Origin of the sequence: Paraburkholderia sp. MM5477-R1, assembly GCF_050436385.1 — a bacterium.
GTDB lineage: Bacteria > Pseudomonadota > Gammaproteobacteria > Burkholderiales > Burkholderiaceae > Paraburkholderia > Paraburkholderia tuberum.
The window spans coordinates 59,170-78,743 of sequence record NZ_JBNDMC010000010.1 but is presented as its reverse complement, the minus strand read 5'-3'; the positions used below and the strand labels follow the sequence as shown (position 1 = coordinate 78,743).

The following is a 19,574-nucleotide window of genomic DNA, read 5'->3' as shown; positions in this document are numbered from 1 at the left end:
CGTGTGAACGCGTTGTCATGCGATTCGCGGCCATCCGGGCGATGGGGAGAGGTGCGGCAGTTCCGGCGACATCGTCTGCTCCAGTTCTTATGCAAGCAAGCACATTACGACTGGAGAAGGCAGCATGATTGTCGGCGACGATTGCCCCCGCTTCCGCTTTATCCGTGCGAGAAGCTCATGGAGCCTGTACTTCAATCCACGAAAACGATTCGCGGCTGACAAGCTTGCAGAAGGCACGAAGCTCGACGCGCAGTTCGGGCGAAAGCGTGAGCGAACGCGGCGTGGCGAATGGCTGCATCACGGAGCTTGCGCGGCGATGCAAGGCAACCCGGTGTTGCTGGGCGCTGGCAATCCGTTCTTCGGGTTGGCGCAGGCGCGTGTCGCCGCGCGCATCTTCCTCTAAACCATGCCGCAACCCATCATCGCTCCGCGTCGTGCGCTTGTCGCGATGTCTTCGCGGCTGTTCACGATGCTGCCGTTCGGCGTCGGCAGATCCGAAGGACGCGACAGAGACCGGTACCTGCGCGCTGCGCTCACGATCGCCTGCAATGTCTTCAGCTCGTGCCTCGCGTTCGTCGTGCTGATTGTGTCCGTGTCGTGGACGTTGCCGTACCTCGGCGAGCAGCGTTTCGGCGTATGGATGACGTTTTCGAGCCTTGCCGCCACGCTCTCCATTCTCGATTTCGGCATTGGCAACGCGCTCATCAACCTGGTTGCATCGGCGCGAGCAAACGACGACTATCGTCGCATTCGCGAACTCGTCACACATGGCGTCTGGCTGTTAAGCGCGGTCGGCGCGCTGTGTGCGGTTTGCCTGTATGTCGCGCTCCAGGTCGTCGATATGCGTCTGGTACTCGACTATCGCGCCGAAGCCAACGCACACGAAACGTTCGTGGCCGCAACCATCTTCCTGATCCTCACCTGCCTGAACATACCGTTAGGCGGCGTGAAGCGGGTGTTTCACGGGCTCCAGCGGGCATGGGAGCAGCATATCGTGAGCGCGATCGGCTATTTGCTCTCGCTGCCGCTTCTGTATTGGGGATGCCTGCATCACGTGTCGATTCCGTGGCTCGTCTGCGCGACTTATGGCGTCCAGGTCTGCATGTCGGCCTGCCTGATGGTCCGGCTCAATCGAAACGGATTGCTGCGAGCGAAGTCAGGCGCGACCCGCGGTGCGCTGTGGCGCGATTCGAAAAAGATCCTCAGCATGGGATCGCTATTCTTTGCGTTGCAGGTGGGCGTGATGTGCGCAAGCGGATTCGACGCGCTTATCGTTGCAAAGCTGCTCGGTGCGACGGAGGTCGCGCGGCTCGCAGTGGCACAGCGGCTTTTCCAGTTCCTGGCTGTGGGCATTTCGATGCTGACGGTCCCGCTATGGGGACTTTACGCCGACGCAAAGGCACGAGGCGACAGAGACTTTCTGTCAAAAACGCTGAAGCTCTCAATGTTGGGCACGGGCGCGATCGCGATTGTGACCAGCGGGCTGATCTATGCCGCGTCGCCGTGGCTCCTGAGCGAATGGGTCGGCAATCATCTTAGCGTTCCTGTCGCGCTTCTTTGCGCAGTCGCGGTGATGTCGGTACTCGACGCATTCGGCAAATCGTTCGGCATGTTCCTGAATGGCGTTGGAGAGTTGAAATCCCAACTGATCGCGGTGGTGGTGTGCTGCGCGATTGCGCTGACACTCAAATTCTGGCTGGTCGCCAAATTCCAGGACGTCGCGTGGATTGTCTGGTCGACAGTCATAGCGAGCATCGTGGCCGACTACGTCGTCTTTCTTGGGTTGTTCAGAGCACGCATATTTTCGCATCTGCGCGCGCCGGAGGATCGAGCTGCCAGTTCTGCATGAGTGCCCTGCTGGGTCGCCGGCGGCAGATGCGTAGCCCATGTGACGATTTCGGCCAAAACCATGCTTTCGACCGTCAACGCCCAAAGTAGCGGATGGTTCCGGCGCTACGCTTCTGAAAGCGCATACCGGTGAGCGCACGCGGCCCGCTGCGCATCCGGAGAGTGCGTGAACGGCGATGTTGCAACTGTCGCCACCGAGTGGTCAGCAAGCCTTGGTGTTTCCCTCGTTCGATTTCTGGAGTGCCTAACATGACCAAGGACGTCGGAGATCCTGTTGCCTTGCGACACAGAGAACGTGGCGATACGGTGACGGAGTCGTATGTACGATTTTTGAAAACTCACTTCAGGACAATTGCCGCTTCATCCGTTATCGTCGGATGCATCGCGGCTGTCTACGCGTTTCTTGCGCCCCCTGTGTATCAGACAAGCCTGCTGCTGCAGGTTCAGGAGCCTCCGGAGTCGCCGAGCCGTAGTTCGCTGGAAGATGTCTCGTCGCTATTTGCGGTCAAGCCACGCGCGGCTACCGAGATTCAGAAAATTGCATCGCGCACTATTGTGGAAACCGCAATCGCTCCGATGCATCTGGAAATCTCGATTACGCCGAAACAGAGCGTCGTATCTCGCGTCGCGTCGAAGGTGAACGCTGCGTGGCACAGGATCAGCGGCGACACGGATACTAGCGAAGTTCAGCAAGGCGTCGGCTCGGTTGCGGAGATTCCAGCAGGTCTGCGACGCAAGGCACTCGAAGTTGTTTCGGCAGGAAATGGCCGCTATCGCCTGCTGATTCCCGGCAGCGACGAGACCTTCGAAGGCACGGTTTCCATGCTGGAGCATTTCCAGACCAAGCACGGCGTCATTTCTTTAAAGATCGACGCTCTTCCGGGCGATGCGGGACAGGTCTTCGATCTTCGCCGACTTTCGCATTCGAGTGTCGTCGAGAAGATTCAGGAGAGGTTGAGCGTCACCGAACGCGGCAAGGACTCGAATATAGTCGGCGCGTCTCTGGAGGGTACCGATCCGGTGTTTATTCGCAACGTTCTTCACGCGATCGGCACGACCTATGTGTTGAATGAGGCAGCGAGAAAGGGTAGCGACGCACAGAAGTCGATTGAGACACTGAGTACGGAATTGCCCGCGCTGAAGGGGCTCATTGAACAGTCTGAGGACCGCTACAGCCGGTTCAAGAGCGAGACGGGATCGCTGAATCTCAGCGAGCAGACGAATGTCGTCATCAAGCAACTGGCTGACGTGCAGGCGAAAATTACGGATATTCAGGTGCAGCGTCAGCAAATGCTGGGACGCTTCACGAGCACCGACAGTAGCGTAATCTCCATGGACCGGCAGATCGCGACGTTGAGCTCGCGTGCCGCTGACCTTGAAACCGAAGCGCGAATGTTGCCCGATCTCGAGCAGCAGGCGCGCGGCCTCTCACGCGACATCAGCGCCAACAACGAACTGTACGCGGGCCTGCTTGCCAACATGCAGCAGCTGCGGTTCATCAAGGCTGGCCGGGTCAACGAAGTGCGCCTGGTCGACGATGCAACACTCCCCGAAAAGCCGATCAAACCGTCGCGTGGGTTGATGGTCGTACTCGGGTTTCTGAGCGGCGCATTTCTGGGAATGGTGTTGGCATTGGCCCGAAAAGCATGGTCTGGTCGGATTGACGGCCCCGACGACATAGAGCGGCGTACTGGCGTGCCTGTCCTTGCGTCGGGAGTGTTCGGCGACTTCGCACGCGGTGTTTCGTATCGGCGAGGCATCGTCGCGGCGCGTGGACGTGCTGCGACCACCGCCTATCATTCGGCGGTTCGGCCCAACGAGTGCTTGCGTCGCTTCAGCGTCATCTTCGAACATCAAATGTACGAGTCGGGTTCTCGCATCGCGCTTTTTAGCGGAGTGGATGCGCGCACCGGAACATCATCCGTCGCGGCGCAAGTTGCGGGTCAACTCGCGCGAGGGGGCGCTCGCCTACTGCTGATCGATGCGGATGCCCGCTCGGGCGGAATGTCCACGCGGGCCGATACCGGCTCCGCGCGTGGCTTGGTCGATCTTGTCGCGGGACATTGCACGTTCGAAGAAGCCGTTCGTGTCGGCCCGGAAGGTAGTTTTGATTTTCTGCCGCGCGGAGTTCAGCCAGTTGGACCACTCGGTGGCTTTTCCGGCGATGCGGTACAGCGAGCGCTGGCCGGCGTTTGTGATCGTTACGGGTACGTGATCATGGACAGCGCGCCGGTGTTTGATGCATCAGAGACGCTCGTCATGGCGCGGCAAGCGGGATGTGTGTTCGTCGTCGCCCGCTCGGGCAGTTCCCGACTCGCAAATCTGACGGCCTGCGTGGACGCGTTCGAATCGGTCGGCGTTCGGGTGACAGGCGCCGTACTCAATATTGCGGAGCGCAAGAAGTACCGTTTGTTTGCGGCTGCCTCCGTCGGCGGTGTCGACGTCCAGGAAGGCGCTAAAAACACGCGGGGTTCGGCGGGCGCATTCGGCGGGGTTGCACGCGCAATGCCGTCCGAGACGATGCGCGACGGCATCGCGCATCGTCCGTCGGGACTTCACGAAACGTGAATAGCCCGCGGATGCGCGGCATCAGTCGAGCCGCATTGATCGTTGTGCTCCGTGGCCCGATGGCGCGGGCCATGGCGGCGTTCGTTGCAGCATTGTCATTCGCGACGGCGGCGTCGATCGCACAAAGTGCACCCGGCATCTCCAGCGCGCAATGGAGCGCTTTGCAGGCTAACGCGCAAGCCCTGGTCGACGCGGAGTCAACGTCGACCTCGTGGCCGTTTGCCATCAATGCTGCGCTGAGAGGATCCGGACATCGACCCTATGTGTTTGCGCATTACTTCACGCCGTTCCCTCTTTCGCTCGACAACCTACCAGCGCCTTCCGACTACTACTGTACGCGATATCTGCAACCGGGCGGTGAGTCGAACAAGTTTCTGAAGGTGGGTGGCTATTTGCGCGACCGCCCCCTCGCAGTGCCTCTTTATGACGTTCAGACTTACAAGGAGCGCGCTCTCGCAGTGGAGATACTGCGCGCCGGGGTCATCGGCATAGACGGTTTTGGAGTGGATCTGATGCAACTGAACAAGGGCGAACAGTGGGACGATGTGATGCGCGTGTACACCGTTGCAGAGCATATCGCGCCGAACTTCACCGTTCTGATCGAGCCGGATATGTCGGCCCTCGCGGGCGCGAGCGTGGACGACATGGTTGCCGCGATACGCGTCATCGCGACCAGAAAAAGCGCATTTCGAACGGCAGACGGAAACCTCGCGATTGCACCGTTCTATGCGGAAAATGTCGAGCCGGGCTATTGGGCCGATGTGATTCACGAGGCAGCGGTAGAGGGCGTGAATGTCACCTTCATTCCGATCTTTCTCGACCCTTCAAAAGCCGCCGATTACCGTGCGATTACGAATTCCTTTTCATTCTGGGGCGTGCGCACACCGACGGAAACGATCGACAAGGGCGGTTGGGAGGATCAGGCGCTCACAACGGCCGAGTCGTTCGGCGCAGACGTGATGATACCTGTCGCGCCACAGGACTCCCGGCCGAAAGACTCGCAGTTTTGGGAGGCATCAAATTCACAACTGTTTCGGGACCAATGGTCACAAGTGCTTTCATGGAGTCCTGCTTACGCGCAGATCGTCACATGGAACGACTATTCCGAATCGACGCATGTGTCACCTTCTGTCGGGACGCAGTATGCGTTCTATGACCTGGCTGCGTACTACATCGAATGGGCGAAATCCGGCGCACCACCGCCAATCACGGAGGACAGCATTCTTTATTTTCACCGCAGGCAGCTCTTTTCGCCCGGGAAATCTTTGACGCCGGAAATTCCGATGATAGAAATGGGTATGGGGCAGACCGTGAATGAAATCGAAATGGTCGGTTTCCTGACGGCGCCAGCCGTGATGCAGATCAGCGTGAACGGGGCCGACTATACGTTTAATGCTTCGCCGGGCCTCAACGTGTTTCGCGTGCCGGCGGTAGCGGGAACGCCGGCGTTCTCCATCATTCGAGATGGGATCATTGTCGCGCAGGTCACATCGGCAACGCCAATCGTTGCAGAGGGGACCGCACAGGATCCGACCTACGTGGGAGGAAGCTCCTCCCGGTCAGCGGTGAGTCTGCAATGCAAGCCCTAGTCCGCTCCGGAGCGCTCGCTCAACCACATGGCGGCCTGATGAAGCGCCTTGTGAATGTGATCGGATTCTTTGCATTGGCAGTCTGCCTGCTTACGGTGCAGCTCCACAGCTCGGGTATCAGTCTGGAACGCACGCCGTTGATGTTCCTGTCGCAGATTCTGTTGCTGGGTGTGGTTCTATTTCATCTCGGCATGAATCTGTTTGACAAGCGGCCTTCGTTTCCGGATTCATCGGTTGTCGTGTTCGAGATCATTTTTCTGATCATTGCGCCTTCTCTACAGTTGGCCTACAACCAGAAAATCATGACCAACACGAAGCCCTTCGACGATGCGTCTGCATTGCAATCGAACCTCATCTTTATCGTATTCATCATCTCCTATCTGGGTAGTCGATTTCTCGTTCGCCATGCTCTGCCGAAGCCAATCGCGGGTCCGCCGCCGAGCTTCGGGATCAACTATGCGGCTCTGATTCCGGTGCTGGCGGTCTGCGTCGTCGCGGCAGCGAGTGCATTCAGATTCGCTCAGCAGCTGCAGACCGATGACCTCGGGGATATGGGTGCGCCCTTCGATATGATTCGGTCGAAGCTATTCTATTTCCTGATCGTCCCGGTGTTTATTCTTGTTGCAATGCATCGTCCGAAGCGGATTGGGCTGATCTGGATTGCACTGGTGTTATTTGCTTTCGTCTTGCTGCTGCTTTGTGAAAACCCGGCAGTCGAGAAACGAAATGCACTCGGGCCGATCTACCTGACCTTGTTATCGCTGCTGTTTCGACGCTGGCTGCGGAGTCCGCCACGCGTGTTCTGGTCGATATTTGTATTGAGCGGCCTGTTTTTCCCCGTCGCAGAGTTGTTTACCAATTCCAGGATCGATGACTGGGCATGGTCACAGTCGGCACTGGAAGCCTACTTCGAGCAGCATTTCACATCGACTACTTACGATGCCTGGGCCAATACGGACGCCATCGTCGAAATCGTGGCGAGAGAGGGATTCTTCTGGGGCAAACAGATAACAGGAGCGCTGCTATTTTTTGTTCCACATACCGTCTGGCCCGACAAGCCGCTCGCAACCGCAATTGTGGTCGGCGAATACCTGTCGCAGAATTACAGCATGTGGTTCCTCAACCTGTCTGCGCCATTTCCCGCTGAGGGATATATCGATTTCGGCTGGCCGGGTGTGGTCCTGTACGGTGTATTGCTCGGCTATTTTTCACGCCGTATCGACCTGCTGATCGAGTCCGTCGTTCCGCTTCGGCGCGCGATGGGTTTCTATCTATCGTTCTACATGATGTTTGTGCTGCGCGGGTCGCTGATGGTCGCGGTTGCTTATGTGGTTCCTGTTTTCGTGACATTCGAGGTAGTGTCTTTCATCCTCACCGCGCGTGGGAACGGGTATGAAAATAGTCGACGCAGCAGTAGGCCGATTTATGGCGGCATAGACCGTCATAGATAGACCGTTCCGGTTCTCTAAAGAAGTCGCGCGCTCTAACCAACGTTGCCTGGCGCCGCCCGTTGCTGGCTGAGCCAGATCTGACTATCGGGAAACCAGAACTCTTTTGGCCGAGGGGGAACCGCCAGCGTGACGGGTAACCCGGGATTGAATATTTTCGACCACGCCGACAGGTAAGACGGCATTTTCACGAGATATCCGCAGTTTGAAAGGAGCAAACTTGACACTAGCGCCTCGCGCCCAATCTGCAATCCAGGATAACCGCTAAAGTGAATCGGCTTATTGCCGGTTGATAGAAGCTTGGCAGGCGCAACCTTGACCGGGCAATTGAAAGGCCATTGAAGAAAGAATTCGATGAAAGCCGGGTCGTCGCTCGAAACAAAGATGTTGGTCAGGCGCGGATTGATCGAGAGCGTCTGCGCAACGAGGTGGCAGAAGTCGGGCCAGGATAGCGGCATCGCCTCGAACTTCTTATCGGTGCCTCTAAAATGTACGCCCAGCGTGGATTGACTGATATCGAGCTTCGCACAGACTGCAGCGACTTCCTCACGTATAGAGCCAGTGGGACGGTAATAGGAGCGGAATAGGTCGCTCGCGTTTTGCAGCCGAAGGCCCGCGTCATAGCGCTGCCGGAAGCCGAGTTGAACAGGGTCGCGCACGGTCGATGTCCGAACCCGGCTCGACAACATCGCTGCGCTGGCCGGCCTCACGTTTTCAAAGAGCTCGGAGAACCAGTCGATCTTGCCTTCGGGGTCGCCATACAAGCCACCGCGTGCAGAGACTCGCGGCGTTAGCCGGTTTTCTTCGCAATGGACGAGGATAAAAAGCACCATCTGCATGATGGCGAAGAATCCGCAGTTCTCCCTGATCTCGATCGAAAATACGCCTCGATTCAATTGCTGCCGCGCGAACAGTGACAGGCGACTGTGCGTAGCGATCGAGTACTTGAATCCCTCACTGCGCCGGAACTGTCTGAGTCGATCGACGACCATGCGCAACATGTTTGACTCCGGTAATCAGGATTGTTGGGCGGTTGTTGTGGACGCAATAAGTACTCGAGTTGCGACAGGGTAGAGGCAACGAGTAAGTAGGGGACTGCGCGATGACCGTGGCGAGCCGCTTCATGCACTGGCGCATCGGGGTTGTTGCACGCTATTCTCGAAATCGGCGTAGGTTGCCGCAATGCCGTCTCTGAGCGGGATCGTCGGTGACCAGCCCAGTTCGGCCAGCCTCGACACATCGAGCAACTTTCTCGGTGTGCCGTCGGGTTTCGATAAGTCGAATCTGAGTGATCCGGAAAAACCGGCAACATCGCAGACCAACCGGGCGAGGTCGGCGATTGCTATGTCTTTCCCATAACCGACGTTAAACGTCCCTTCTGTCACGTCGTTGTTCAGCAGCGCGAGCACGGCAGAGGCCAGATCGTCGACATGAAGGAATTCCCGTCGTGGAGAGCCGGAGCCCCACACAGAGAGAGATTCCTCGCCGGCGAGCTTTGCTTCGTGGGTCTTGCGGATGAGAGCCGCGAGCACGTGTCCGCTTTGCAGATCGTAGTTGTCGTTTGGGCCATAAAGATTCGTGGGCATCACCGAAATAAAGCGCGTGCCGAACTGCCGGTTATATGCTTCGCAAAGCTTCAGCCCCGCTATTTTGGAAATCGCATAGGCCTCGTTGGTTTGTTCGAACCCGCTCGTCAGAAGATAGTCCTCCTTGATCGGCTGGGGGCAGAATTTCGGGTAGATGCACGACGAGCCGAAGAAGACCAGTTGTTGCGTGTGATTCTTGAACGCAGCGTGAATCACATTGGTTTCGATGACGAGGTTCTCGTAGAGAAAAGAAGCCGGCTGAGTGGAATTAGCATGTATTCCACCCACCTTGGCCGCAGCCAACAGCACGATGTCGATGCTTTTCTGGGCGAAGAAATCCATCACCGCGTGCTGGTCGAGCAGATCGAGCGACTGTCTGGGTGCCGTAATCAGATGCTGGTATCCGCAGTTTTTCAGGCGTCGCACGAGTGCCGAGCCGACCATTCCATTATGTCCAGCGATGTAGATTCGAGAGGTTCTGTTCATTTGAGTGCTCAGTAGTCGATAGAGACACGTCGGTTGAAATGCGAGATGCCACGGGACCAGGAATCACGACGCCACCGCTTGCGACTTCCAGCTTAGTTATTCATCTGAACAGCTCAGTGATCATGGCGGACTGTGCCAAGGTATTGGCGCAGACCTCGATCGCATCAGTTGCGTGATCCGAAATATCTGGAAGACTTCGTGATGCTTGAGCAGGAGGCCGCATATCAGCCAACGTCATGCCTAATTCAGCCATCACGTCGGGTGATTGCCTTACCGATTCTATGCTTCGTGGACGCGTAAGGAACGTCCGCGGGTCGTGTTGTCCATTAGCGACCTCGCTCCGGGAATGTTCAGCGTGCCGCCCGGCCATGGCCGGCGCTCTCTGGAGACCAGAATGAAAGCTCTATCGGTAACGGGTGACGCAGGAGTCGAGCAGGACTCGAATTTCGAAGTGATCTCGTTCGCAGGGGAGACAGTGGCGATGATCATCCGGAATACGTTCTCGAGAAGCGGCGTAAATTTCCTAACGCCGAAAGAATTTCCGCAGCAGCTTGCTTATATGGAACATCCTGCGGGAAAAGTAATTGGTGCACATCTTCATAATAAATTGGCAAGACAGATCGAATGCACGCAAGAGGTTCTCGTCATCAAGCGTGGCCAGATCCTCGTGAAGCTCTACACGCCTGAGCAGCGATTTCTGTCGAGCCGGGTGCTGTACGCGGGCGACATCATCTTGCTGGCGTCGGGAGGGCACGGGTTCGAGATGCTGGAAGACGCGTCTTTTGTAGAGATCAAACAGGGGCCTTATATCGGGGAGCACGAGAAGGTTCGCTTCGGTTCTACTGGAATGAGTCTCTGCGCGGAACCGGACAATGGCCGCGACGTCGAGATCGGCGTCAAGGAGCGCGCGCAATGATTCCGGTCAACGAACCATTGCTTGACGGAAACGAAAGGATCTACCTCAACGAGTGCATCGAAAGCGGATGGATTTCGTCAGATGGCGAATTCGTCGAGCGATTCGAAAAGGCAATGGCTGCATACGTCGGCCGTCGGCATGCCATTGCGGTCGCAAACGGCAGCGCGGCGTTGGACGTGGCGGCTGCGGGTCTGAAGCTCGGCCACGAAGACGAAGTCATCATTCCGACTCACACAATCATTTCTTGTGCGTCGGCTATTGTTCGCACGGGCGCGAGTTTGAGACTGGTCGACTCCAGCCAGGAAACGTGGAACATGGACGTCACGAAGATCGAAACCGCCGTGACGAGTCGCACGCGCGCGATCATGGCCGTACATACATTCGGTCTGCCTGTGGACATGACCCCGTTACTCAACATCGCGAAACGGCATGATCTCGTTGTGATCGAAGACGCTGCACAGGCGATCGGCCAAACCTATAACGGAGCGAGGTGTGGCAGTTTCGGCGAGGTCTCGTGTTTCAGCTTCTATGCCAACAAACACATTACGACAGGCGAAGGAGGCATGATCGTCTGTGACGACGACGCGCTGGCCGCACGCATGAGAAGCTTGCGCAACTTGTGTTTCAAACCGGAGAAGCGATTCGTCCATGATGAGCTTGGCTGGAATTACCGGATGAGCAACTTGCAGGCCGCCGTCGGCCTTGCGCAATTCGAGAAACTCGACACGCACATTGCGCGAAAGCGCGAGTTGGGACAGCGCTACGAATCCCTTTTGCGTGGTGTGCGGGGTATAGAACTCGCGCCGGTCTCGATGTCATATGCCGAGAACGTCTATTGGGTGTTCGGTCTGGTACTCGACGACAACTTCCCTATTGACGCGGACGTGGCACGATCGATCCTGGCGGAAGGGGGAGTCATTACCCGGCCGTTCTTCTGGCCTATGCATGAACAGCCGGTGTTCCTCAAGCAAGGCCTGTTCAATGGAGAGAGCTTCCCGGTTGCCGAACGCCTGGGCCGCCGGGGATTTTATCTGCCGAGTGGTCTTGGGCTTTCGGAAGAGCAGCAGAATCGCGCGGTTGCCGCAGTGCGTAACATGCTGGCGATGTTTCTCTAATCGATGAAGAAAGGGCTTAGTATTACTGATACCAAGCCCTCAAGCATTCGTTAGTAGCGGTATCGACGACTCAACGTGAGGCGCGGACCATCACCGTTTTCTCGCGACGAAGGTTGCAGACAAATCCTCCGCACTCAGCGCGCCCCCCATCCACTTGACGCTGTCCAGAACCTCGAACCCGCTCAGGTCGAGCATCAACTCGACTTCGGGCTTGAACATATAGCGCATGACATGCGTTTCGAGCACCGTTTCGACGTGCTGCGTTTGCCGGTCGGTCAGCAGGATCGTGTAGTTGACCGCCACCGCATTCTCGTGAGGGCGCATCGCGGGCTCGGAGATTCGTATCACCGCAGACTCGTCGTTTGACGCGCGTTTAATGCGCACGTCGGGAGGATCGGCGAGTACGGCGGGACCGTACCAGCAATCGAATAGAAACAGTCCGGAACGCGGGAGATGGGTCGCCGCGGTGTGGCACATCGCCATAAAGTCGGCGTTGGTCGTTTGATAACTGGCGACGTGAAACAGCGAAACGACCGCGTCGTAGATTTCCTCGGTCCTGACCGTGCGCGCGTCGCCCTGCTGGAAGCTGAGTCGTTTCGCGATTGCGGCAGGCAACGTGGTGCGCCTCGCGTCGGCTCGCGCAAGCATGTCGGTGCTCATGTCGACGCCGGAAACACGAAAGCCAGCGGCTGCAAATTCCGCGGCATGACGTCCTGTGCCGCAGCCGAGATCCATCAAATGGCCGCCGACTATTCCGTAACGGCCCAGCAACTCGGTGACGAACGCCGCTTCTGCGTTGTAATTCTTCTCCTGATAGAAAAGATCATAGTATCGCGAGTATGTCGTGTGGAAGCTCATGAAGCGACTCCATATTCTCGTTGTATCGCGGTGTGCATTTCGATGTGGAGTGAGCGTTTTAATCCGAAAGGATCGATCCCGGAGTACCGACGCTCATCGGGGAGAGTAGCGGGCAGGGCGCTTGATGACGGTGTGCATGACCGAATTTAGCAAGGTGTTGGCGAGTCGTTTTTTGCTGCCGGAACACGCGCTGCGGGTTTAATTGCGGAGGCAACTTCCCCTATCGACGTGTGCTTTTCTCTCTATCTGGTTCGTGGATACGCAAGCCGCGTTCGTGAGCAAGCCTTGCTGAGTATCCCTATTCTTTTCCTGGGCGGTTTCAAGGGTGAAGCGCAACAGCGGGTTAATGGACGGAAGCTGAAGTTATCGAAGCGATTGCGAGCATACGTTCGAACCACCTCGAATGGCGAATGAAATGCATGCGTAGCACGCGGTCGGCTGTTGAGGCTGTCGGCGATGGCATCGAGGTCGTCCTGGCTGTAGGTCGAGAGGTCGGTGCCTTTTGGCAAGTACTGACGCAGCAGCCCGTTGGTGTTCTCACAGGTGCCGCGTTGCCAGGGGCTGTGCGGATCGCAGAAGTACACGCGCACGCCGGTGGCGGCGCTGGGTTCCTGATGGCGGGTCATTTCCTTGCCCTGGTCGTAAGCGAAGCTCTGCCGCAGAGGGGCAGCGATCGAATTCAGCTTGGCAGTGAAGCCCGCCAGTGCCGAGGCGGCGGTGGCGTCTTCCATCTTCGCCAACAGCACCAGGCGACTGGTGCGCTCAACCAGCACGCCGACGGAAGACTGGTTGCCAGCGCCCTTGATGAAGTCGCCTTCCCAATGGCCTGGCATCACCCGGTCGTCGACCTCAGGCGGGCGCACATGGATGCTCACCATGTCGGGGATCTGGCCGCGCCGGTCAGTGCCCCGCTTGCGTGACATACGCGTGCTGTGGCCGTGGCGCAGACAGGCGATAAGCTGGCGGCGCAGCTCACCGCGTGGCTGGGCATAGATGGCTGTGTAGATGGTCTCGTGGGAGACGTGCTGGGTCGGATCGTTGGGCCACATGCGCTTGAGGGTACCTGAGATCTGCTGGGGCGACCACTTCCATTCCAGCAGGGTGAGTACCACGCGCCACGACACGCTTTGAGGGCGCAGCTTGGGACACGGGCGCGCAGCCTCACGTCGGCTCGTGCTGAGCGCCTGCGCCGGTGCAGACGCATAGCCCACGGCAGAACACGCGTTTCTGGTCAGCTCGCGGCTCACGGTTGATGCTGCGCGGCCGAGTGTTCGGGCCATGGCCCGAACACTCGAGCCCTGCTGCTTCATGCTTGCAATCGTCATGCGTTCTTCAGGCTGCAGTTGTTGGTAACTTCTTTTTTGCATTGGCACACCTTACACGAGCAAGGTGTTGCACTTCAAATTTGATCGCGCCCTGCAATACGTCGAATAGATCCGACAATCTCCTTACCATGTTTTGCAAAGGCGACGTTGTCAGTCAAAAGCATGCTTTTGGCCGCCATGACGGCAATGCCTGGCTGGATTGGACACTAAGCTGCCGACATCCCACGTGATTGATGGCGTTTCGAGGCAAGCCAGAGCAGGGGATCAAAAACGTAAAAAGAAGAGGAGAGTCGACAGCATGTCTCACGCGACAGGCCTGGGTGGAGCAGGAATCAGCAGCCTCTATCACCCATCCAAAGAACGCACGGTAAAGCTCATAGGAATTGTGTTGTACGACGGTTTCTCGTTGCTGGGAGCCGGAACACTTGCGGAAGCGCTTTATATTGCCAATGAACTCCAGTCTTCGAGTCAGAGGGGAAACGTTACTTATAGCGTTCGCCTCGTCTCTGCGTGCGGTGGCGTGATCGCGTGCTCTTCTTCCGTTTGCGTCTGGACCGAGCGGCTAGGTGGTCAGCGTTTCCAGAGCTTCGACGCGTTGTTTGTCGCAGGAGGCGCCGGCGCTGCGCGCGCTGCGCTGGATGAAGCGCTTATCGAGCTATTGACGATCGCATGTTCGCAAAGCGGTGTAGTGAATCCACTCGGCAATGGCGACGTGATTCTGGCGGCTGCGGGTATTCCGCGCCGCGACTGGGCTTCCGTCGACCGTGGAATCCTGAGTCCGGAGATGTCCAGACTCGCGCCGCCCACCGAACGCGGCGATGCGCTGATCAACTCGCTCGCGCTCGTGAAGCGCGACCTCGGATACGACATGGCAACCGCAGTGGCCGACCGTTTTGCGTTCTATAAGGATCAGCATCTGACGACCATGCTCAGCACTATTGGAACGACGACGCTGGCGGACAAAGCACTGCAGTCCGCGCGGTGGATCGAGCGCAATTGCGGGCGTGCCATTTCGATTGGCGATGCCGCCCGTACCGTGGCGATGAGCGAGCGCAACTTTCTTCGGCTATTCAAACGCGAGATGGGACTGACACCGTCGCAATATCTTCTGCAAGCGCGCCTCAATCTGAGTTGTGAGCTGTTGATGAAAAGCGACTTGCCGATCGACAAGATCGCGCGCAGGGTTGGACTGACCAATGGCGAGCGGCTTTCAAAAGTATTTCGAAGAGAATTCTCGATGTCGGCAAGCGAATATCGCCATCAAAAGAAGAGCGACGAAACATCGGAGCCGGCAGCGGGAACGCAGGCTTAGCGCGAAAGCAGTGGAGACCTTCACTGTGAGCGGGAATCTCGAATATCGTCGAAAGGCGACCTGAAGTTGCCTTGATGAGTCACTGGCTATGGAGAGAACGATGCTCACCAATATGATGTCCGCTATCTGCGATATCGAGCAGGCCGCCTACCGTTCCAACGCATTGAGCAATCGGGTAATCAGGTATGGCGTTGGTAAGCTGATGAAGACGGCGATACTTCCTTTTCGGGATCCAATCGTCAGAAGGACGGTCGGCTCGACCGATATGCTGATGCCGCTTTCGCACATGCTGCCGAAATATGCATTGGCCTATCCGTATTACGACACCTTGCTGCCCTCTCTGGCGAAATATCTGGCCGCGACGCGAGAGATTGTGTTCGTCGATATCGGCGCCAACATCGGCGATACGGCGAAGCTGGTTTATTCCGCCGCCGGAGATAATGTGTCGTTCATCTGCGTCGAGGCGGACGAAGCCTATTTTCCGTTACTGCAGACGAATACCCGCAGCATGAGCGCCGCGTGCCACCTGGTGCTCGCGGGCGCGGAGACGAGGCAGTTCTCGGCTTCGGCGCAGCGCAATTCGCTCGGCACCACCTCGTATGAGCTTGGACGGGGTGCTCAGAAACAGGTAATGCGCACCGACGACATCATCGACGGGCGTCAGGTCGACATCATCAAGATCGATACGGACGGGTTCGAACTGGAAGTGCTCAAAGGCATGACGCGCACTCTGCAGGAACAGAATGCGGCTCTTTTCATTGAGTTTTCGCCGTGGCATCTCGAGACATACGGCAAGACGCGAGCCAAAGATGTTGTGACTTTGCTGCGCGATGCCGAGTATCAGAATGTCATTGTGTACGACCATACCGGCAAGCCGATCACGCTAACCCATATCGATGAGTTGGCTTACATGGCGAACTTCTGCAAGATGCAGAAGAACTATTACTTCGATCTGCTTTGCCACAAGCAGAAGTCGTTTCTTGAGTCGTTCTACCAAGCCGATCTGCCGAGATTCGGCATGCTGTCCTGGAGTTAGAACGCGTGTGTATGCGCCGGCATTGCGTGCCGACGTTCAGCGGCTGCGTGCCTCTCGCGGCACGCAGCCACCCATGCACCTCGTCGCAGACAGCTCAAAAATTCGCGAGCAGATTGCCGACGTTGGGAACGCCGAGCCCAGTCACGTCGTCGTATCCTGCTCCGGCAGAACATAGTGCGCAGGGGGCGCTGCCGGTGGCGTCGGAGCCGACTGTCACGTTATAGAAACCGCTGTTCGACGCCTGCGTCAGTTTGGTCTGATAGATCACGCCGTTAAAACCGCCATTCGGCGTCAGCAGGCCCGAAACGGAAGAGCCTTTGGCGCTCAGATACTGTCCGAGGCGCGCTACGATCGCCGACCATTGTGGTGCTCCCTCACTAGTGCCGCCAATTGAATACCAGCCGCCTTTCACATAGACGGCCACCGGGCTGCCGGACGAATCGGCGTTATACGCGACGTCGGGAATGCCGCGTTTGCCCTGATTCAGTTTCAGGACTGCGCTACTGGTCGCTTTCAGATGGGAGCGTTGGTACGCCGGCCTCGACTCATAGATGCTTGGACCGCCCCCTCCGAGAGACCACGCGGTTTCGCTGGTGCTGGTTTCAGGCAGTACCAGGCTCGCGATCGTGGTGCCGCCCACTGCCGTCACATAGGGCGACGCGGCAGGATAGATCTGATTACTTCCGTCGTTACCCGTATCTCCCGCGGCCGCGAAAAAGGCGATACCGGGATGCTACTTGAAGAAGCCGTCGTAATTCGCCTTCGTTTCGGTTCCGTCGCAGTAAGGTAAGCGGGTCAAGCAAAGACGATATGCGAAGGATCGCTTATGAAACCAACGAGTAAAATTGCTGGGCGGCAGACAACGAAGTTTTTGCCGAACATTTCACCTGTCCTTTCCTAACCATGTGCATCAATTCGATGCCACTAAGAATGACGCGCGCGCAGTTGAAATCCTTAAATCCCAGCATCGGTCGGGTTCGGCGTTTGATGGCCCGATGGTCCTGCTCCACGATGTTGTTCAAGTACTTGATCTGACGAACCCTGATGGGCATCTCGCGCTCGGCATTCACCGCGTGAAGCGCGGCCAGATTGGATCCGCTTTTGTCGATGGTTACCGTCTCGGGGGAGCCGTTCTGAGCGATTGCTTTTTCGAAGAAGCGCCGCGCAGCAGTCTTGTCCCGCTTGGCTCGGAACAGAAAATCGATGGTGTTGCCCGCCTTATCCACTGCCCGGTAAAGATACTTCCACGAGCCCTTGACCTTGATATAGGTTTCGTCAACCCGCCAGCTTTTGCCGACCGGACGCTTGAGCTTGCGAAATGTCTTTTCGAACAGGGGCACCACCTTGATGACCCAGCGATGCACCGTCGAATGATCGACACCAATGCCACGCTCAGCCATCATTTCCTCGAGATTGCGAAGACTCAGCGAGTAGACAACGTACCATCGCACGCGCAGCAGAATCACTTCAAGCGGATAGTGCAGTCGCTTCAGCACCTTGGCAATGCCAGGAGCAAGCGTCGTTCGTGGCGTCGGAGTCTTTTTCATCGAGTGGCCAAAGCGTTTTCCTTAGCCTCGAATTCTACCTCTCCCGCGTTAATGCGACAGAGCCTGCAAAAGTCCTGGTGTTGACGTCTTGGTGGACGAAAAGCGCTGCAAGGCGAAGCCGCTTCAGATCTAGTCCCGGCTAATACATCTGATTGAATCATTCATGCCCATGGCTTCACCGAGTCTCGTGACCGCAACCATACAAATCCGGTCTCCGGCCTCTTCAAGCGTGATGGTCTGTTCTTTGTAGGCCAGTGCGATCGCCTCCACTGCACGCATAAAGAACTCCGACTCCTCATCCGTCCAGTCTACGGGAAGGTCAGCACTAAGCCATTCTGAATTCATCCCTGCCTCCTTAGGATACCTTGTGAGGTCCACGAAGCAAGCTGGATCTCGCTCATTTGCGCTAGCACCGGATCCGAAGACTGTTAAGTGGGCCTACGTCGTCGCGCGGTCTCCGAGGTCTCGTTTGCCGAAAACTGAGCTGCGAAGCCGTGCCTCAAACTGGAGAAGAATCGTTTCTTTCGAGAAATTGGATGCGGCGTATTGCCGTCCGAGGGTGCCAAGGCGCTCACGAAGCGACGGGTCGTCGGCGAGACGAAGGATAGCGTGTGACAATGCCGTGAAAAAGCCGGGCTCGACTGCGACGCCGACCGAGTTGATGACGCTCCATAACTCGGTACCTTCATTCGCAGTCGCAATTACCGGTCGGCTGCTCGACAGCATTGGGCCACGCTTCGAAGGCATGACGAGATCCGCGGCGCCCGCAAGCTGTGGAAGGACGTGTATGTCCGCAAGCGATAGCAATTCATTGAACCGCTCTTTAGGTTGCAGCCCGAGAAACTTGACGTTCGGTACGTCACGGGCCTTTTCGAGCAGGACATCTTTTGCTGGTCCAGCGCCACAGATCAGGAACATGATGTCCGCGCGCCACGTGAGAAGCTTTGCAGCGTCGACAATGATTTCCAGACCTTGCTTAAGTCCGAGATTGCCTGAGTAGAGGACGACCAGCGCTCCGTGGCCAATGGTGAGTTGTGCGCGATAGGGGTTGTCCGTGCTGTTTGGATGCGCGTGTTGAGTATCGACCCAGTTGGGAAAGGTGAAAGCTTTTTCCGAGGAGACCCCCTTCTGCACGGCGAGCCGTGTCATCGCTGCGGAGGGTGTCGAGACGACGTCGGCGCGTGACATCAACCATCTTTCCACGCGCAAAGCCAGCTTTCTTGCGACATGGCCTTTCAGTATGCCCAGTCGAAACGCTGCGTCGACTTCGTAGTCCTGTACATGAAGCCAACATGAGGCGCTGGCGACGCGGGCGGCGAACAACGCGACGGGAGACGCGAACAAAGGTGGCTCTACGAGCCACACGACGTGCGGACGCCACGCGATCTGCGACAGAGCGGCCGGACTCGCGAAGACCGCGAAGCTCATCAGATGTAGCACGCGCTTCAGACCCGACAGGCGCTTGGGGCACCAGAAGGGAACGCGTATGACGGAAACGTTGTTGATTTGCTCAGTCGAGTACGTCAACGCGTTATAGCCAGCCTTGATGCGCCACTCAGGATAGTATGGAGACGCGGTTATCACGCGTATCGTGTGCCCCTGTAATGCGAGCCACTCCGCAAGCTCCGCGGAGTACTTTCCCACCCCTGTCACCTCTGGGGCATAGTTGAGCGAGATTATCAGCACTTTCATTGAGTAATCCACATCTTGGGAAAAAGAAGATCAAGTCTGCGTTGGGCACGGGAATGTACGACCCATGCGTTCGGACTCTGATGGAGGCTATCGTTCCGTGGCTTGCTCGCAGTCGCATTCGTATTCGCGTTGTGTCAAAGCTGCGCGTTCGCCTTTTGATTCGAAGATCGCAGATATCAAATCGCCCGGTCGGACAAATGCTTGTCGTGCCTCGCCTAGATGGGCTTCGCCAGCGAGGACATATGATC

General features: G+C 57.3%; 16 protein-coding genes and 1 pseudogene. 9 read left to right on the top strand and 8 right to left on the bottom strand.

From position 1 onward, the window contains the following. The first annotated feature begins 22 nt into the window (after positions 1 to 22). The 5 genes from OKW35_RS44175 to OKW35_RS44155 all read left to right on the top strand — a co-directional run bounded on the left by OKW35_RS44175 (position 23) and on the right by OKW35_RS44155 (position 7,456). Positions 23 to 403, top strand: coding sequence for a DegT/DnrJ/EryC1/StrS family aminotransferase (locus OKW35_RS44175; RefSeq protein WP_429555875.1), 381 nt, complete (start codon positions 23 to 25; stop codon positions 401 to 403). 45 nt (positions 404 to 448) lie between these two features. Next, positions 449 to 1,849, top strand: coding sequence for an MATE family efflux transporter (locus OKW35_RS44170; RefSeq protein WP_429555349.1), 1,401 nt, complete (start codon positions 449 to 451; stop codon positions 1,847 to 1,849). Positions 1,850 to 2,046: 197 nt separating this feature from the next. Beyond that, the gene (locus tag OKW35_RS44165; RefSeq protein WP_429555348.1) at positions 2,047 to 4,416 is read left to right on the top strand and encodes a GNVR domain-containing protein; all 2,370 of its coding nucleotides are present in this window, start codon (positions 2,047 to 2,049) and stop codon (positions 4,414 to 4,416) included. A 71-nt stretch (positions 4,417 to 4,487) separates the two neighbouring features. Further along, positions 4,488 to 6,005 (top strand): endo-1,3-alpha-glucanase family glycosylhydrolase, encoded by a 1,518-nt coding sequence (locus OKW35_RS44160; protein WP_429555347.1) that lies wholly within the window; start codon positions 4,488 to 4,490, stop codon positions 6,003 to 6,005. A 38-nt stretch (positions 6,006 to 6,043) separates the two neighbouring features. Beyond that, on the top strand, positions 6,044 to 7,456 hold the full coding sequence (locus OKW35_RS44155) for a hypothetical protein (RefSeq protein WP_429555346.1): 1,413 nt from the start codon (positions 6,044 to 6,046) through the stop codon (positions 7,454 to 7,456). A 32-nt stretch (positions 7,457 to 7,488) separates the two neighbouring features. On the opposite strand, the gene OKW35_RS44150 is transcribed toward OKW35_RS44155, so the two are convergent. Further along, positions 7,489 to 8,454: a hypothetical protein gene (locus OKW35_RS44150; protein ID WP_429555345.1), complete on the bottom strand. Its 966-nt coding sequence runs from the start codon at positions 8,452 to 8,454 to the stop codon at positions 7,489 to 7,491. A 120-nt stretch (positions 8,455 to 8,574) separates the two neighbouring features. Then, positions 8,575 to 9,525 (bottom strand): GDP-L-fucose synthase family protein, encoded by a 951-nt coding sequence (locus OKW35_RS44145; RefSeq protein WP_429555344.1) that lies wholly within the window; start codon positions 9,523 to 9,525, stop codon positions 8,575 to 8,577. 394 nt (positions 9,526 to 9,919) lie between these two features. Between OKW35_RS44145 and OKW35_RS44140 the strand changes: the two genes are divergently transcribed. Both OKW35_RS44140 and OKW35_RS44135 read left to right on the top strand, forming a co-directional pair. Next, positions 9,920 to 10,441: a hypothetical protein gene (locus OKW35_RS44140; RefSeq protein ID WP_429555343.1), complete on the top strand. Its 522-nt coding sequence runs from the start codon at positions 9,920 to 9,922 to the stop codon at positions 10,439 to 10,441. Continuing rightward, positions 10,438 to 11,556, top strand: a complete 1,119-nt coding sequence (locus tag OKW35_RS44135; RefSeq protein ID WP_429555342.1) for a DegT/DnrJ/EryC1/StrS family aminotransferase — start codon at positions 10,438 to 10,440, stop codon at positions 11,554 to 11,556. The genes OKW35_RS44140 and OKW35_RS44135 overlap by 4 nt, the downstream gene beginning before the upstream one ends. Positions 11,557 to 11,646: 90 nt before the next feature. On the opposite strand, the gene OKW35_RS44130 is transcribed toward OKW35_RS44135, so the two are convergent. Both OKW35_RS44130 and OKW35_RS44125 read right to left on the bottom strand, forming a co-directional pair. Then, the gene (locus OKW35_RS44130; protein ID WP_429555341.1) at positions 11,647 to 12,414 is read right to left on the bottom strand and encodes a class I SAM-dependent DNA methyltransferase; all 768 of its coding nucleotides are present in this window, start codon (positions 12,412 to 12,414) and stop codon (positions 11,647 to 11,649) included. A 392-nt stretch (positions 12,415 to 12,806) separates the two neighbouring features. Next, positions 12,807 to 13,781: pseudogene (locus tag OKW35_RS44125) on the bottom strand (IS30 family transposase); the annotation flags it as partial. Between the two features lie 157 nt (positions 13,782 to 13,938). Between OKW35_RS44125 and OKW35_RS44120 the strand changes: the two are divergent. Together OKW35_RS44120 and OKW35_RS44115 are read left to right on the top strand one after the other, a co-directional pair. Further along, positions 13,939 to 15,051, top strand: coding sequence for a GlxA family transcriptional regulator (locus OKW35_RS44120; RefSeq protein ID WP_429555340.1), 1,113 nt, complete (start codon positions 13,939 to 13,941; stop codon positions 15,049 to 15,051). 100 nt (positions 15,052 to 15,151) lie between these two features. Further along, positions 15,152 to 16,087, top strand: a complete 936-nt coding sequence (locus tag OKW35_RS44115) for an FkbM family methyltransferase (RefSeq protein ID WP_429555339.1) — start codon at positions 15,152 to 15,154, stop codon at positions 16,085 to 16,087. Between the two features lie 94 nt (positions 16,088 to 16,181). Here OKW35_RS44115 and OKW35_RS44110 read toward each other — a convergent pair whose 3' ends face one another. The 4 genes from OKW35_RS44110 to OKW35_RS44095 form a co-directional block, all read right to left on the bottom strand. Next, positions 16,182 to 16,727, bottom strand: a complete 546-nt coding sequence (locus OKW35_RS44110; RefSeq protein ID WP_429555338.1) for a hypothetical protein — start codon at positions 16,725 to 16,727, stop codon at positions 16,182 to 16,184. 184 nt (positions 16,728 to 16,911) lie between these two features. Continuing rightward, positions 16,912 to 17,634: an IS6 family transposase gene (locus OKW35_RS44105; protein ID WP_429555337.1), complete on the bottom strand. Its 723-nt coding sequence runs from the start codon at positions 17,632 to 17,634 to the stop codon at positions 16,912 to 16,914. 129 nt (positions 17,635 to 17,763) lie between these two features. Continuing rightward, positions 17,764 to 17,979: a hypothetical protein gene (locus OKW35_RS44100; protein WP_429555336.1), complete on the bottom strand. Its 216-nt coding sequence runs from the start codon at positions 17,977 to 17,979 to the stop codon at positions 17,764 to 17,766. A 93-nt stretch (positions 17,980 to 18,072) separates the two neighbouring features. Further along, the gene (locus OKW35_RS44095) at positions 18,073 to 19,326 is read right to left on the bottom strand and encodes a glycosyltransferase WbuB (RefSeq protein ID WP_429555335.1); all 1,254 of its coding nucleotides are present in this window, start codon (positions 19,324 to 19,326) and stop codon (positions 18,073 to 18,075) included. Positions 19,327 to 19,574: the final 248 nt, after the last annotated feature.

What these genes read in the sequence shown, in the direction of transcription:
- OKW35_RS44105 (WP_429555337.1), bottom strand. Translation starts at nt 17,634, where the DNA reads ATGAAAAAGACTCCGACGCCACGAACGACGCTTGCTCCTGGCATTGCC.
- OKW35_RS44170 (WP_429555349.1), top strand. Translation starts at nt 449, where the DNA reads ATGTCTTCGCGGCTGTTCACGATGCTGCCGTTCGGCGTCGGCAGATCC.
- OKW35_RS44150 (WP_429555345.1), bottom strand. Translation starts at nt 8,454, where the DNA reads ATGTTGCGCATGGTCGTCGATCGACTCAGACAGTTCCGGCGCAGTGAG.
- OKW35_RS44115 (WP_429555339.1), top strand. Translation starts at nt 15,152, where the DNA reads ATGCTCACCAATATGATGTCCGCTATCTGCGATATCGAGCAGGCCGCC.
- OKW35_RS44095 (WP_429555335.1), bottom strand. Translation starts at nt 19,326, where the DNA reads ATGAAAGTGCTGATAATCTCGCTCAACTATGCCCCAGAGGTGACAGGG.
- OKW35_RS44130 (WP_429555341.1), bottom strand. Translation starts at nt 12,414, where the DNA reads ATGAGCTTCCACACGACATACTCGCGATACTATGATCTTTTCTATCAG.
- OKW35_RS44155 (WP_429555346.1), top strand. Translation starts at nt 6,044, where the DNA reads ATGAAGCGCCTTGTGAATGTGATCGGATTCTTTGCATTGGCAGTCTGC.
- OKW35_RS44135 (WP_429555342.1), top strand. Translation starts at nt 10,438, where the DNA reads ATGATTCCGGTCAACGAACCATTGCTTGACGGAAACGAAAGGATCTAC.
- OKW35_RS44140 (WP_429555343.1), top strand. Translation starts at nt 9,920, where the DNA reads ATGAAAGCTCTATCGGTAACGGGTGACGCAGGAGTCGAGCAGGACTCG.
- OKW35_RS44100 (WP_429555336.1), bottom strand. Translation starts at nt 17,979, where the DNA reads ATGAATTCAGAATGGCTTAGTGCTGACCTTCCCGTAGACTGGACGGAT.
- OKW35_RS44160 (WP_429555347.1), top strand. Translation starts at nt 4,488, where the DNA reads ATGGCGGCGTTCGTTGCAGCATTGTCATTCGCGACGGCGGCGTCGATC.
- OKW35_RS44145 (WP_429555344.1), bottom strand. Translation starts at nt 9,525, where the DNA reads ATGAACAGAACCTCTCGAATCTACATCGCTGGACATAATGGAATGGTC.